Origin of the sequence: Pseudogracilibacillus sp. SE30717A, from assembly GCF_037071985.1 — a bacterium.
GTDB lineage: Bacteria > Bacillota > Bacilli > Bacillales > Amphibacillaceae > Pseudogracilibacillus.
In genome coordinates this window covers 1-15,471 of the sequence record NZ_JAXHDF010000016.1, presented here as the reverse complement: position 1 = coordinate 15,471, position 15,471 = coordinate 1, and the positions used below count along the sequence as shown (strand labels likewise).

Genomic DNA, 15,471 nt, shown 5'->3' with positions numbered 1-15,471 from the left:
ACTCTCATCAATCGACTACCCCTTTGCATACTAGAAAACGACTTCTCTTTCTCTTTTCCCTATATGGGGCTAATAGCTGCCGACAAAATAAACTTTCTACCATCTTTAATTAACGTAACTCACTTTATTGACGAGAAAGTCGAGTTAACTAATTTCAAATTCTTTCATTTTCCGGTATAGAGTACTCCGACCAATGCCTAATTTTTTTGATGCTTCATTTACACTGCTCGTCTCCTTTAATGCTTGGGTAATCAGATTTTTCTCCACATCTTTCAAAGAAAGGTCTGAAGATACTGCTCGTTGGTAATACCCTTTAATATTTCTTGGCAGATGATGAGCTGTAATGGAATCAGATTTTTCTCTCGAAAGCAGATATGCACGTTCCATTATATTTCGAAGTTCACGGACATTCCCAGGCCATGGATATTCAATAAAGAGTTGCATTACTTCTCGATCAATCTTTCTTGGCCCATTCCCATAGATCTCTTGTAATTCCTTGATGAATTTCCAAGTGAGCGCTTCAATATCCTCAGGTCTTTCCCTTAAAGCAGGAATATCAATAGATAGGACGTTTAAACGATAATATAGATCTGAACGGAAAGAATTATTGTACGCTATTTCTTCTTCCAGATTTCTATTGGTCGCCGCAATGATCCGTATATCAACGGGACGTTCTACTGTATCACCGAGACGAATAATTCTTTTCGTTTCAATAGCACGCAATAGAACAACTTGAAGCTCTTTTGGCATTTCCCCTATTTCATCAAGGAATAAAGTTCCGGTATGTGCACTTTCAAATTTTCCAATTGCTCCACCTTTTTTTGCACCTGTAAACGTTCCATCTGTATAGCCAAATAGCTCACTCGTAATCAAATCTTTTGGTATCGCGCCCGTATTTACAGCGATAAATGGATTGTTTTTTCTGCTGCTTTCTTCATGAATAGCGCGAGCCATTACTTCTTTTCCAGTACCTGTTTCTCCGAGTATTAACACATTTGCAGTTGTTTGCGCAGCTATTTTTGCCGTTTCTAATTCATGCTGAAAAATAATGTTTTTTGTAAAAATATTTCCGAATTGACTTATAGGGTCGAAGTCTTTGTGAAGATTTGGTTTTAATAGTAACAGAGTTTTTGGTTTCGTTTCATACGAATGGATATCAAACTTTCTTTCTAGTTCTTTCCACATAGTAGAACTGACTGTATCACCTTTATTAAAGTCCGTCATTTCCTGGGCTTTCCGACTCATATATTGGATTATTTTTTCTTCCGACAATGCGATAATGGCTTCATCACTAATTTGTCCCCACGCATTTAGAACGATCTCATTTAATTGACTTCGTTTATTTAGTTTAATTTTATACGGACGAGGTTGAATATTATTAGCTGAATCCCAAACAATCTCAAACTGTCCATCTGGTAATGCTTTTCCAACTTTAACTGGACGTGATAAATGACGTTTTTCCGTCCCTATTCGGAGCTGCCCACATTCTGTCTCTATCTTTTTACCACTTATATATTTAAAAATTTTCTTAGGATCATAGCTGTTTATATGGATGATTGCATCTAGTACAATCTCGGTACCTAAATACGTATTAAACATAACGGATGAAATTGATTTGTTCTTACCAAAGAATTTTTTAAAGCGAGCTACAAATTTATGATTTAATGAATTATCTAGTGATTGAAAATAACTTGCGGAACTGTAATGACCGGCTCCTACCTCATATCCCATCGCTTCTAATTCCGTTTCTTTTGTAATTGGACTAAATATAGGGACAGAGTCGGAGTGTAAACCCATCTGTTTATAGGTTTTATAAAAGGATGGAACACTTTGTCCTACTAACGTCGAAAAAATTACGTCGGGTTTTTTTAAAATGATATCTTGAATGACGTTATGGAATTCCCGATGGCCAAATGGAACATATTGCTCTTGGACAATTTCACCTTCCTTTTCCATCGCATATGTTTTAACTTGCGCATTTGTTTCACGAGGATAGATATAATCGTTTCCTACTAAATATATACGTTTTCCATACGAATCCATTAGATAATCAAGTAATGTATGGACTTGCTGATTAGGGACTTCTCCCGTATAAAATACATTCGGATGATCTTCTTGCCCTTCATAGAGCGTAGGGTAAACGAGTAAACAATTATGTTTTTCTAAAATAGGTAAGATGGCTTTCCGACAGGCAGAAGTGTAACAACCAATAAATACGTTAACACCTTGATTCGCGAGTGCCTCGGCTTCCTGTGCAGCCTTATAAGGATCAGAACATATATCTTTAGCAATTACTTCTACTATATGTCCTTGCTGTTGGAATTGATGAATGGCGAAGCAGGCAGCATCATATTGTCCTTTCTCGGTAATAGCAGTGGTTCCAGTAAAAGAAAATAAGAGGCCTACCTTTATATGCACATTTCCTTCCTCCCTTTTTATGTCCCATTTCAAGAAAGCGTTCTCAATTTGAGACAGATTATTTACAATTCTTATTTTAATAATAGCGGTTTCATTTGAACTATTCAAACTGTTAAACTTACCTATTTATTACCCCATTATTGATACTATGCGGTTTCAACGGAGAAATACTTTATAACAATTTTTTTCTGTCCGTCCAACCAAAAAGTTGGCACGTAAATTGCAATATATTTATTAAGAAAATTAATTTTATAAGGAGTGGTAAGCGTGTCGTTAACAATTAAGGAATTGTTAGAAAACAAAGGGATAAAACCTAGAGAGGAACATCTTGAAGTTTTGGATAGACGTTGGAAAGCAATGGCGCAGCTGCGTGGAGACTTAGATGGTGTGAACATTGATGATGCAGACATAGCGCTTCGAAATATTCCTGGAGGTGATCATGTTGAGTAAAAATTTAGCAGCAATGGCGGTTGAAGAGTTAGCACCATTAATTGAGAAAAAAGAACTTTCCCCTGTTGAATTAACAGAAGAGATATTAAATCAAGCAGAAGCGACAGAAGGAAAAATTAATGCGTATATGGAAGTTTACCGCGAGGACGCAATAGAGGATGCTAAAAAAGTAGAAGAAGAAATTGTTAACGGGAATTATCGCGGCATGTATCACGGTATTCCTATGGGGATTAAGGATAACATATATTTTAAAGATAAAGTTACAACAATGTCTTCGAAAATTCATAAGGACTTTGTTTCTGATTATGATGCCACGGTCATTAAAAAATTAAGAAATGCCGGTGTTATTTTCACAGGAAAAGTGAGTATGCATGAATACGCTTGGGGAATCACGAACAATAACCCACATTATGGTGCAGTGAAAAACCCTTGGAATCTTGAGAAAATCCCTGGGGGCTCTAGCGGTGGATCAGGTGCAGCAGTTGCTGTTGGCTCTAGTGTCGCTTCATTAGGGACTGACACAGCAGGTTCTATCCGTATTCCTTCATCTGCAAATGGAATTGTTGGGTTAAAACAAACTTTTGGCCGTGTAAGTAAATATGGAGTGTATCCTTTAGCTTGGTCACTCGACCATGTTGGACCAATGACAAAAACAGTTAAAGATGCTGCTGGATTATTGCAAATCATCGCTGGTTTTGATCCAAACGACCCTACAACGGTTTACGTTCCAGTTGACGATTACATAGGAAAAGTAACTGGAGATGTAAAAAATCTTGTTATTGGAATAGAGGAAGACTACTACTTTAGAGAAGTCGACTCTGAAATCGAAAAGCTTGTACGTGCAGGAATTCAGAAATTAGTTGACCAAGGTGCTAAAGTTCAAACAGTGAAGATTCCTACCCTTAAATATGCCGAATGGGCAGAGTTAGTCACTTCCCTATCAGAAGCATCTGCTATTCATCATAGCGATATGTTAACAAGACCAAATGATTTTGGCCATGATATTCGTATGTTATTTGAACTAGGTGAACTACCTTCTGCTGTTGATTACTTGCAAGCACAACAAGTAAGAAGACAGTTGAAACATGACTTCAGAAAAGCTTTTGAACAAGTAGACATCCTTGCGATGCCAACATTACCAATCTTGCCAAATGATATTGGAGATGACTTTGCAGATCTTAACGGTAAAAAAGTTGATTTGATCGATAATATTATTCGCTTTATGGGGCCGGGTAACTTAACTGGACTGCCAGCATTATCAGTACCTTGTGGTTTTAGTCAAGGACTGCCAGTAGGTTTACAATTCATGGGGCCTGCTTTTGGAGAAGCAGCAATCTTAAATGCTGGATATGCTTTTGAGCAAACGAACCCACTTGAAAATAAAAAACCTGATTTATTATTTAAAGCATAATAGAAAGTGGCTGGGACAAAAGTATTTTTTAATAAAGAAAAGACGAACAAAATAAATGTATGATAGCTTCGGAAATATACTTCGCTTTCCACGGGCACGGCCTTAGCTTCTGTAGCTCCTCGTTTCGAGTCGCTACAGGGATCTGCGGACTCGTGCTTTTCCCGCGACGGACAGGACGTCCTAGTGTCGACGTTGGTCACAGGACGTGACCGTTTTTAGCCGACGAGGAGTCTACGTATATTTCCTCCGCTAAACTAGCGTATTGTTCGCTTTTTCGGTTGATAATTTTGTATTGTCGCAGCCTCTTCTTTTTTTACTAGTAAGGTGAAAATTAATCCTTAACAAGAATGGAACTAGATGATTCTCCCCTTCTGAACTACCAACTGGAATTCAAGAGAGGTGTTTTCTCTATTCGGTAACACTCTTATTTCTTACTTAAGAAGACGCGCAAGGATTATCTTTGTGTTGTTAATTGTTCTTTTCTAACCTCTTTTGCTGCTTCAACCATTACTTTGAGGGCAGCGATTGTTTCGTCTTCTTTTCGTGTCTTCAGTCCACAGTCCGGGTTGACCCAAAATTGTTTCGGTGTAATTGTCTGCAAAGCTCGATTAATATTTTGCTTAATTTCATTGACAGCCGGAATTCGTGGGCTATGAATATCATACACCCCTAATCCGATTTCTTTCGTATACGTATTTTCTTCAAAGGTAGAGACAAGTTCGCCATGACTTCTAGATGTTTCAATAGAAATAACATCTGCATCTAAGGCATCAATGCAGTCAAAAATATCTTCGAAGTTCGAATAGCACATATGTGTATGAATTTGTGTATCTGCAGCTACAGTGGCTGTTGCGAGCCTGAACGCATAAGCTGATTCTTCTAGATATTCTTCCCATTTTTCATGATCAAGTGGCAATCCTTCTCTAAGTGCAGGCTCATCTACTTGAATAATTTTAATTCCGTTTTCTTCTAAAGCTTCGATTTCCTTTTGTAGAGCTAAAGCAATTTGTTTCATAATTTCATAACGTGGCGTTGTATCATGGACAAATGACCAATTTAAAATCGTTACAGGGCCTGTAAGCATTCCTTTTACCGGACGGTTTGTCAATGATTGGGCATAGACACTCTCTTTCACCGTAATCGGTTTATCCCATGAAACATCTCCGAAAATGAGCGGCGGCTTTACACAACGAGAACCGTACGACTGTACCCAGCCATATTCCGTGACTGAGAATCCATTAAATTTTTCACCAAAATATTCAACCATGTCATTACGCTCAAATTCTCCATGAACAAGTACATCGATATCTATTTCCTCTTGGATGGCAATCCAGCGATTGATTTGATCAAATACAAATTGAGTATAATCTTTATCTGTAATCTCTCCTTTTCGCCATTTCGTCCGAGTACTTCTCACTTCCGGTGTCTGCGGAAGGCTACCTATTGTTGTCGTCGGAAGTAAAGGTAATTTAAAACGTTCTTCCTGGAGTTTAATTCTCTCTGAAAAGATTTCGTTTCTTTTCGCATCTTCCAAAGTTAAATTAGTAATCTCTTCTCTTACTTCCTTATTCGAGCGATACGTAGCTTGCAAATTACCTAATGCTTCTTTTACTTCGTAAATTTCAGTTTGAATGCTCTTTCTTCCTGTGACTAAGCCTTTTGTGAGTGTAACGACTTCTTGCAATTTTTCATCTGCAAATGATAAACCTTCTAAAATAACAGAATCAATTTTTTCTTCTAATGTTTTCGTCACTGGCACATGAAGCAAAGAAGATGATGGCTGGATGATCAGCTGATCATCATGAACAAAGCGCTGAATCGTCTCAAGCAATGTAAGCTTTTCTTCAATATTAGCTCGCCATACATTTCGTCCATCTATAATACCAGCAGCTAGAACCTTATCTTGCGGGAAACCATACGTTCTCAGTAACTCTAAGGAATCCCCATGAACAAAGTCAAGGCCAATTCCTGCGACTGGAAGTTGACTTATTCTTTCAAAATGAAAAACTTTCTCAAAATAAGTCTGAAAAATAATTTTTATTTCAGGCACTTCTTTAGCAAATACACGATATACTTTCTCAGCTGCTTCTACAATTTCCTCCGAAACATTCGTCGAAAAAATTGGCTCATCTATCTGAACCCACGTAGCTCCTGCTTCAGCAAGTTCTTGTAAAATTTGCACGTACAAAGGAAGGAATGTATCTACAAGTTGGTTAAATTCATTTGGCTCATACCCTTTTGACAGTTTTAGGTATGTAATCGGCCCTAAAATAACCGGCTTTCCATCGATTCCGAGGTTTTCCTTTGCTTCCTTATAATAATCAAGTGCTCGGTTTTCTACTAACTTCGGCTTAACTCCGTCCAGTTCTGGTACGATATAGTGATAGTTTGTATTAAACCATTTTGTCATTTCCGATGCGACGGCGTCATCAATCCCTCTTGCAATAGCAAAATATGTATCTATATTTACTTTACCGCCGGAATAATTATATCTTTCTGGTACAATGCCAAATGTCACGGACGTATCTAATACATGGTCATATAAGGAAAAATCCCCAACAGGAATGAGGTCGATTCCCTGTTCTTTTTGTTTTTTTAAGTTTTCCAGACGGATCGCATCCGTTTTTTCAGTCAGTTCTTCTTCGGAAATAGTTCTGTTCCAATACGCTTCTAGAGCACGTTTCCATTCTCTATTTTCCCCAATTCTTGGGTAACCTAAATTAGAGCTTTTAATTTTCGCCATTTCTTTTTCCTCCATTTTTATATGAATATTTTTTTATTAAAATGTATTAAACTCCAACTAACATGTTACGTTTTCAATGCCGCTACCTTTTGTTCTACGGCTCCTACTCCTGTCTTACTATGAATAAATTTTACAAGTTCTACACAAATGTCGTAGCGCATAAACGGAGTAATTAAATAAATTCCGTTAAAGTTCTCTAATGCTGTTTCGATTAACTCTTTTGAAATAGCGATACTCTCAGCGGTTGATTGAGCTCGATCTCCTTCTGCTGCTTTCATCCGTACTCTTACTTCATCCGTCAATTTAATGCCTGGAACTTCATGATGAAGAAATTCAGCATTTTTCGTTGAAGTTAGCGGCATAATTCCTATGAAAATAGGTGTCTCTATATGTGCGGTAGCTCTCTTTAATTCAATTATTTTTTCTTTACTATATACTGGCTGAGTTAAAATATAATCAGCACCACTTGTAATTTTCTTCTCTAGTCGGTTAACTGCCTTTTCCACATTAGCGACATTTGGATTAAATGCTGCCGCGACATTAAATGTTGTTTTTTCTCGTAACGAATTTCCTGAAAAAGAGATTCCTTTATTTCCTTTTTTAATAAGTTCAATCAGTTTGAATGAATTGACATCAAATACGGATGTCGCTCCCGGAAAATCTCCTATTTTAGTCGGGTCACCTGTTATCGCAAGAATTTCATTTATTCCAAGTGTATGAAGACCCATTAAATGCGATTGCAGACCAATTAAATTTCGGTCTCGACATGTTAAATGGACGAGCGGTTTGATTCCATGTTGCTGCAGGATAGTTGCAATGGCTATATTACTGATTCTAGGAGTTGCTAGTGAATTATCAGCAAGTGTTATGGCATCAATTCCTGCTTCCTTTAAAGCTTTTGCCCCATTAATATATTCAGTAATATCTAAATGCTTTGGTGCATCAAGCTCTACAATGATCGTATGTCGTTTTTTTGCTTTTTCAGTTAATGTTTCTTCTGTATGTCCCTTCGAACTTATTAGTTCAATTCGTTCTTCCTTAATCACTGTTTTTTCAATAACCGGTGAGAGTCCTTCAACCCCTACAGCAAGTGCCTGAATATGTTCTGGCGTAGTTCCGCAGCAGCCACCAATCAGACGAACACCTTGTTCCCTTAAATCACGAGCACAAGCTGTAAAATAATTTGGTTCATTTTCATAAAACAACACACCATCTCGATAAGCTGGAATACTTGCATTTGGATAAGCAGCTAAATAGGCTTTATCTAATAAAGGCACTGATTCAAGTGATGTAACCATTTGGGATGGTCCTAATCGACAATTCACCCCAACGACATCAGCACCGAGATCCTCTAACTGTTTTAATGCTTCTGCAAGTGGCGTTCCATTTTCAAGAACCCCTGGCTCATGCATTGAGACATTGGTGATGATTGGTAAATCCGTTTCTTCTCGAGCAATTTGCAAGACCGTTTTTAATTCATCCATGTTGTAATACGTTTCTAATATAAGTCCATCGACACCTTCTAACAGCAAGCAATATAACTGTTCTCGAAAACTTCGCTTTATTTCTTCATCTGATTCAAGAATTGTTTGCGCCCCATGAATGCCACCGATATTTCCTAAAACATGAACTCGCTGATCGCTCGCTTTTTTCGCGATTTGAACTGCTTTTTGGTTAATTTTCTTCACTTGTTCTTCTAATCCATAGCGTGCAAGTTTAATATAATTTGCTCCATAAGTATTCGTCTGTATCACGTTAGCTCCAGCATTGATGTATGCTTCATGCACATTTTGGATTTGTTCCGGGTGAGTGAGGTTCAATTCTTCAAAGCTACGATCTACTCCATGTGAATAGAGAATGGTTCCCATTGCACCGTCTGCAATTAATATGCGCTCTTGTAATTCGGCCCGTAATGTCAACGATAGGTCACCTCCAATTTCGAGACTGCTTCAAATGCCTGTTCAAGATCGGCAATAATATCTTCCTCGTGTTCTACTCCAACCGAGACACGAAGCAGTCGATTGGATAGACCGTATGATTCACGTACTTCTTCTGGAATATCCATATGAGTTTGCGTAATAGGATACGTTAAGAAACTTTCTACCCCACCTAAACTTTCTGCAAATGTAAATAACTTTAATGATTGCAAGAATGGAGAGACGAGGGATGAATCAATAATTTCAAAACTAAGCATCCCGCCTCGTCCCGGATAATATACTTCTGTTACAAGTGGATGATTCTTTAAATATTCTAAAACATGCTTGGCGTTTGATTCGTGCTGCCTCATCCGAAGTGCCAATGTTTTCATCCCTCGAATGAGGCTCCAACAATCATATGGTGAGAGAACTGCTCCGGTTGAGTTATGTAAGATGCGTAACTCCTCATTAAGCTTCTCACCTTTTGAAATGACAAGTCCTGCTAACACATCATTATGTCCAGCCAAATACTTTGTCGCACTATGGAGCACAATATCAGCTCCTTCTTCTAACGGCCGCTGGATATAAGGAGTGTAGAGCGTATTATCCACAATATGCAAAATTCCATATTGTTTCGTTATCTCCGAAATTTTCTTTAACTCTACCGTTTGCATTAATGGATTTGTCGGTGTTTCTATAAAAATTGCTTTCGTATGATCTTGAATAAGTTTTTCAAGCTCTTCGTAATTCGTTCCGTTCCAATAAGAAAATTCAAATCCATATTTTTTCTCATATAAATCAAACAATCTGTAATTCCCACCATATATATCACGCGATGAAATAAAATGTGATCCTTTATCAAATAGAGAAAATACTAACTGAACAGCCGCCATACCAGAGGATGTTGCAAAGGCCTCTTCACCACCTTCTAATTCTGCAACTGCTTCTTCCAATACATTACGAGTCGGATTTCCAGTGCGGATATAATCGTACCCATTTTCCAATCCTATTTCTTCATGACGATATGCAGTAGAAAAGTATAGTGGAGTACTTACCGCCCGAAAATGTTCCTCTCTCCGATTTCCAATTTGCACAAGAAATGTTTCTTTTCGACATCGTTCTGTCATCCTCCAAACCCCTTTCAAATAGTAATTGGGACGAGTAAGCACAGTCCCAGGACATCGCGGTTTTAGCCAGTGAGCAGTAAGAAAGTTTTAGATTTTCTTAACAGAAAAAAAGGCATCTATCACCTTACCAGCCTGAATTTCTGGATAAAAAGTGAAAGATGCCTTTAGTTGTCTAATCGGCATAATATTAAATTTTCATTCCTATGTTCTCAAAATTGTTTAGTTGTTTTTAAATTACTTTCTACATTACGATTTGTTAATCGGCTTGCTTTTTTTTGAAATCTTTTTTTCACCGTCGTATCAATCTGTGTCACTTGCCCATCATGGACTGTAATGACTACTGAACCATAATCGATTTCTCGTAAACTAGCAGTTAAAAAATCCTTTTGTGCATCATCAAGTTTACTCAAATTCTCATCTCCCCTTCAGCTTAATATTAAAGTACAAGTTCAAAAATCTAACTCGTAAAGCTGTCGCGCCTAATAAGAAAAGAAACGATTTTGGTAGACCAATAACCATTAAAAAACCTCTTCTTACATGATAAGAAGAGGTCGAATTTATTCATTCATTTCTCTTCTTATCTTTCAGGCACTTAGCTTGCTGGAATTGGCACAGTACTTAAAAAGTCTGTTGCCGAGGCTTCAAAGGGCCAGTCCCTCCACCTCTCTGGATAAGAAAAAATTACTTTTAAATTAAATTGTAAATATAACTATACACTGTTTTCTTAAGTTGTCAACCTTTTCTGCTAATTAATTTTTACCCTCATCTATCCTACTGAAAACTTAATGACCCGGAAAATAAATCATCTGCAAGACAAAAATTACTCCAAATAGATATAGAATTGGATGGACTTCCCGCCACTTCCCTCGCATCACTTTTAGAAGCGGATACGTAATAAATCCTACGGCAATCCCTGTTGCGATACTAGAAGTTAATGGCATCATTATAACAACAGCAAAAGTTGGAAAAGCTTCATCAAATTCTTTCCATTTGATATTTGCCAGACCTGCCAACATAAAACTACCAACAATAATTAAAGCCGGAGCTGTAATCGCTGATAAAGAAGATATCGCCGCTACAATTGGTGAGAAAAATAATGAAATTAAAAATAAGATCGCAACAACTAGTGTGGTTAGCCCTGTTCTTCCTCCAACTGCTACCCCAGAAGATGATTCAACATACGCACTGGACGGCGTTGACCCAAGCGTCGCCCCTACCGTTGTCGCAACTGCATCAGCAGTTAATGCGGCTTTTGCCTTTGGCAGTTTTCCATCTTTCATTAAATTTGCTTGTTCGGCAACCCCAATCATTGTCCCCGTCGTATCAAAAATGGTCACAAGCAAATAAGCTAACACAACCGTATAAAGTGAATGAGAAAATACTCCCGCAATATCTAAATCAAAAAATACAACCGGCGGAGGTGCCGAGGCAATTTTATCTATATGTAGCATCCCGGTAAAATATCCAATGATCGCCGTTACAAACATCCCGATAAATAGTGCACCTTGCACATTACGAGCTACTAAGATTAAGGTAACTAATAAACCGACAATCGCAAGTAATGTCTGAGGATCAGAAGGTTCACCAAATGAAACTAATGTGTCTTCATTCGGTACGACAAGACCTGACATTTTTAATCCTAAAAAAGCAATAAAAAGTCCGATACCCGCTGTAATTCCATACTTTAAAGAGTCTGGTATGGATTCAAGTAGTAACTCTCGAAACTTTGTAAATGTCAATAACAGAAAAATGAGCCCTGCCAATAACACAGCCCCGAAGACAACTTGATAAGAAACCCCTTGTGTTGCCACAATACTTACAAAATATGCATTCATTCCCATTCCAGGAGCAATAGCAATCGGATAATTTGCCCATAAGGCCATAATTAGTGTACCAACTACTGCTGAAATGATTGTCGCTAAAAACACTTGATCAAATGGCACCCCTGCTGCCGATAAAATAGCCGGATTTACAACAACAATATATGCCATTGTTAAAAAGGTCGTAAAACCTGCTAAAATTTCCGTTTTTACATTCGTTCCTGACTGTCTTAATTTAAATAAGCGTTCCATGTTATACCCCTTATAATGTTAATTCTCAAACTAGTCCTATTTGTTTATGAGAATTTCCGAGTAAGTCCAACATTGTTGAACTCCAAAAAATATCATAATCGAACCGAATCAATATTTCAAACTTAAATCATTATGTTTACACTATTTTTTTGAAAGAATCTTTCTATATTTCCCGTATAAGTAAACGCTATTATTATGCACGGAAAGAAATAAACTACACCAGTTGCTAAAAATCAAATTAAGATTGAAAACTGGGCATAGTAAAAAAATTGTTACAAAGTTGATTTAAAAATTGAAGAAAATAAAAATTGAGGTAGTAAAATGAGGCCGGTATAAATCAGATAAGACTAGAATGTACCGACTTTTTTATGAAAGGAGAAGGAACAGCTTGATAATAAACCGCTATTCCACCTAACTTTGGTAAGAAATAAACATTGATCCATTAATAAAAAATCCAAGTAGAAAAATAAAAATCACCCTACCCAAGGGCAAACGCCGCGGTTCCTTAGCCCGTCTAACCAGAATCCCTCTAGTATGCAGAAGATACCGCGGCATATTCCTTACGTTGGATAAAAAATGAACTTATAAATACTTTTTTCTTAAATCAGCTGGTGATGAAGGATGAATATAACCTGGTCCAATATCATATACCGTTTTTACGCCAGTTTGGCCTTCCTTATGAAGACGGCATGCTGCTCGTGCATATGCAACTAGAACACTTGCAGTAAATTCTGGATTGCTATCTAACTTTAAACTGAACTCAATAATTTGGTTCGTATCTTCTCCTGTTTTACCACTATGAATGACAAACCCACCATGTGGCATTTGGGAATGGTTTTCTTGCAACTCCGCTTCAGAAATAAAATGAACCGTCGTATCATATTCATCAAAATAGTTCGGCATTGTTTTGATCGTGTTTGCGACCTCATCAGCATCCGCCCCATCTTCTAGTACGACATAGCATTCACGTTTATGTTTTTCACTTGTCGAAAGATCTGGATTCTCTCCTTGACGAACTCGGTTCATTGCCTCTTCAGAAGGAATGGTATATTGTACGCCTGCTTTAACTCCATCCACCCGACGAACTGCATCAGAGTGTCCTTGACTGAGACCTTTCCCCCAGAAAGTGTACGTATTTCCTTCTGCTAAAACAGCTTCCGACATAACCCGATTAATCGAGAATAAACCTGGATCCCAACCAACCGAAATAATACTTGTTTTACCACTTTTTTGAGCGACTTCATTAACTGATTCGAAGTGTTCAGGGATCTTAGCATGTGTATCAAAACTGTCTACCGTATTAAACATGGAAGCAAAATGCGGTGTTTGTTCGGGAAGATCTGTAGCCGATCCACCGCATAAAATCATTACATCAATTTTATCTTGATAATTTTTCGCCTCATCAATATGAAGAGAAGGTACATTTTGATCAAACGTTTGAACAACACCTCTTCTAGAGAACACCGCCACCAGTTCCATATCTGGCTGTTGTTGAATTGCCAGTTCCGCGCCTCGACCTAAATTTCCATAACCGATAATTCCTACTTTAATTTTTTCTGCCATCTATTATCCCACCTAGAATATTCAATATGTAATTTAGTTTATATACTATCGTTTTTATATTCAAAGTGCAATCTATAGATTTTTCCATTCCTATTCATAAAGAATAAACTTTTTGGGAACTTTACTAGCAAGGAGGGGTTTATGATGAGTAGTGCCTATTGCTGCCCAAATTGTAAAACGAACCGAAGTCGATTTAATATCGTGGAACAACACCCTAGAATTGTAAAATTAGACGCTGGGACCGGAGAAATTATCCAGGAATATAATCTTGAAAATAAGGAACCTTTTCATCTTTCCTATCGAGGTCCAAATGTAAGGATTCAATGTGGTGTATGTGGATTATTAGAGGACGAAGAAATATTTTCCAAATATGCAACCTATCAACGAAAGGAGAATCCATAGTGGGCGGAAAACCTAAAGGACCAAAGCAACAAGAAAAACCGAATTTGCCAAAAAGTCCGAAACAACCATATGGAGAACCGTTAAGCGGCTCCCATCAGGATAAAATGAGCAAACAAAATCGCGAGCGTAATGATGCAGGAAATGGAATGTAGTACATGTAAGCCGTGGCATTATTGCTGCGGTTTTATTAATTTACATAAGATTATGCATTATGGAATATTAGAGGTAAGACTTTTAGTAAAAGGGTAATTGGAAAACACACTCTCTATTTCTGTTATTTTAAGAGCAGAAAGATATTTATATCCCAAAAGCAAATAAGTAGCCCAATTTGATATTTATATTGTTTAAGGATTCAAAAATGGTTTATTTTAGCTTTATTTATCTTCGGCCACCTGAACCTTGGAACATGCTTCACCATTGTTTCAAATATAAATCCCCATTGCTGTTCCGATAAAGTTGCAACTGGAACCTCATTCTTTATTCGAAGATTTCTTTTTAAATGCTTAATTTGGGGTGGGGTAAATACACCTCTTAATGCGAAATCAATAGATAATTGGGGATTTTTAAGAACATAATTGGCCAATCCCCAAAAGATTAAATAATCGGTAACAGGTACAATCGGTTTAGCCTTTCTATTTATTGTAATCATAGCTGAATCTACTTTTGGAGATGGAAAGAAATTAATTCTTGAAATTCCTTTAACATACCTAATATCAAACCACATTCTCCAAGCAAGCACATATGAATCTTTCACAAAACTTGATGTGAATCTTTTAGCTGCACCTTTTTCCATTACAATAACTCCTCTTTGAAAACCGCTTGAAGGTTTATTTAGAAGCATTTTCATAATTGGCGTTGTAATGGAATATGGAATATTAGAAACTACAACAAATGGCTTTTTAGGTAGATGAATTTTCAAAATATCTTGATGAATAATTTTAGTATTTGGGTCATGGCATGATTTTTGTTTTAAAATTTCAACAAACTTACTATCGTATTCCACAGCAAGTACATTTTTTGCTTTTTTACTCAAAACCAATGTTAAAGCCCCCCTCCCGGCACCTAAGTCTAAAACTAAATCATGTGTGCTGATTTTTGCTTGATCTACAATCTCATGAATCAGCCTCTTATTATGCATCAAATGTTGCCCGGAAAAATTCGGTGGCCTCCCACGATTTATTTTTTTCATTCTTTTACTTTTCTTTTGATTCATATTGTCTCTTCCTTTCCATAAAAAAATCACAAGCATCTGCTTGTGACTGGAGAGTAAAAGGAAAAAGACCAATCCTTATTCAATTAGGGGCTGTTAGAAGCCGTCGGCAAATAAACCCGTCTTCGGTGAAAACAAAGAATGGTTAAATTTATTCAA

General features: G+C 37.3%; 12 protein-coding genes and 1 riboswitch. Of the genes, 4 read left to right on the top strand and 8 right to left on the bottom strand.

What is annotated here, in order from left to right; translation table 11 throughout:
- Positions 1-144: 144 nt before the first annotated feature.
- A complete protein-coding gene (locus SPD48_RS18920) occupies positions 145-2,418 on the bottom strand; it encodes a transporter substrate-binding protein (RefSeq protein WP_336259706.1) in 2,274 nt (757 codons plus the stop codon).
- Positions 2,419-2,685: 267 nt separating this feature from the next.
- Between SPD48_RS18920 and SPD48_RS18915 the strand changes: the two genes are divergently transcribed.
- Positions 2,686-2,868 carry a hypothetical protein gene (locus tag SPD48_RS18915; RefSeq protein ID WP_336259705.1) on the top strand — a complete coding sequence of 61 codons (183 nt, stop codon included), beginning with the start codon at positions 2,686-2,688 and terminating at the stop codon, positions 2,866-2,868.
- Positions 2,861-4,279, top strand: a complete 1,419-nt coding sequence (locus SPD48_RS18910; RefSeq protein ID WP_336259704.1) for an amidase — start codon at positions 2,861-2,863, stop codon at positions 4,277-4,279. The genes SPD48_RS18915 and SPD48_RS18910 overlap by 8 nt, the downstream gene beginning before the upstream one ends.
- Before the next feature lie 454 nt (positions 4,280-4,733).
- On the opposite strand, the gene metE is transcribed toward SPD48_RS18910, so the two are convergent.
- The 6 genes from metE to SPD48_RS18880 all read right to left on the bottom strand — a co-directional run bounded on the left by metE (position 4,734) and on the right by SPD48_RS18880 (position 13,700).
- Positions 4,734-7,022, bottom strand: coding sequence for a 5-methyltetrahydropteroyltriglutamate--homocysteine S-methyltransferase (gene metE / locus SPD48_RS18905; RefSeq protein WP_336259703.1), 2,289 nt, complete (start codon positions 7,020-7,022; stop codon positions 4,734-4,736).
- Between the two features lie 65 nt (positions 7,023-7,087).
- On the bottom strand, positions 7,088-8,941 hold the full coding sequence (locus SPD48_RS18900) for a bifunctional homocysteine S-methyltransferase/methylenetetrahydrofolate reductase (protein WP_336259702.1): 1,854 nt from the start codon (positions 8,939-8,941) through the stop codon (positions 7,088-7,090).
- Positions 8,938-10,065, bottom strand: a complete 1,128-nt coding sequence (locus SPD48_RS18895) for an aminotransferase class I/II-fold pyridoxal phosphate-dependent enzyme (protein ID WP_336259701.1) — start codon at positions 10,063-10,065, stop codon at positions 8,938-8,940. The genes SPD48_RS18900 and SPD48_RS18895 overlap by 4 nt, the downstream gene beginning before the upstream one ends.
- Positions 10,066-10,274: 209 nt before the next feature.
- The gene (locus tag SPD48_RS18890; protein ID WP_336259700.1) at positions 10,275-10,475 is read right to left on the bottom strand and encodes a YezD family protein; all 201 of its coding nucleotides are present in this window, start codon (positions 10,473-10,475) and stop codon (positions 10,275-10,277) included.
- Positions 10,476-10,639: 164 nt separating this feature from the next.
- Positions 10,640-10,742: riboswitch (SAM riboswitch) on the bottom strand.
- 105 nt (positions 10,743-10,847) lie between these two features.
- Positions 10,848-12,137, bottom strand: coding sequence for an NCS2 family permease (locus tag SPD48_RS18885; RefSeq protein ID WP_336259699.1), 1,290 nt, complete (start codon positions 12,135-12,137; stop codon positions 10,848-10,850).
- A 582-nt stretch (positions 12,138-12,719) separates the two neighbouring features.
- A complete protein-coding gene (locus tag SPD48_RS18880) occupies positions 12,720-13,700 on the bottom strand; it encodes a diaminopimelate dehydrogenase (RefSeq protein ID WP_336259698.1) in 981 nt (326 codons plus the stop codon).
- A gap of 144 nt (positions 13,701-13,844) precedes the next feature.
- Here SPD48_RS18880 and SPD48_RS18875 point away from each other — a divergent pair, with 144 nt between their 5' ends.
- Positions 13,845-14,102: a DNA alkylation repair protein gene (locus SPD48_RS18875; protein ID WP_336259697.1), complete on the top strand. Its 258-nt coding sequence runs from the start codon at positions 13,845-13,847 to the stop codon at positions 14,100-14,102.
- The gene (locus SPD48_RS18870) at positions 14,102-14,254 is read left to right on the top strand and encodes a small acid-soluble spore protein P (protein ID WP_336259696.1); all 153 of its coding nucleotides are present in this window, start codon (positions 14,102-14,104) and stop codon (positions 14,252-14,254) included. Before SPD48_RS18875 ends, SPD48_RS18870 begins: the two co-directional genes overlap by 1 nt.
- 200 nt (positions 14,255-14,454) lie before the next feature.
- Here SPD48_RS18870 and erm read toward each other — a convergent pair whose 3' ends face one another.
- Positions 14,455-15,315 (bottom strand): 23S ribosomal RNA methyltransferase Erm, encoded by an 861-nt coding sequence (gene erm, locus SPD48_RS18865; RefSeq protein WP_336259695.1) that lies wholly within the window; start codon positions 15,313-15,315, stop codon positions 14,455-14,457.
- Between the last annotated feature and the right edge of the window lie 156 nt (positions 15,316-15,471).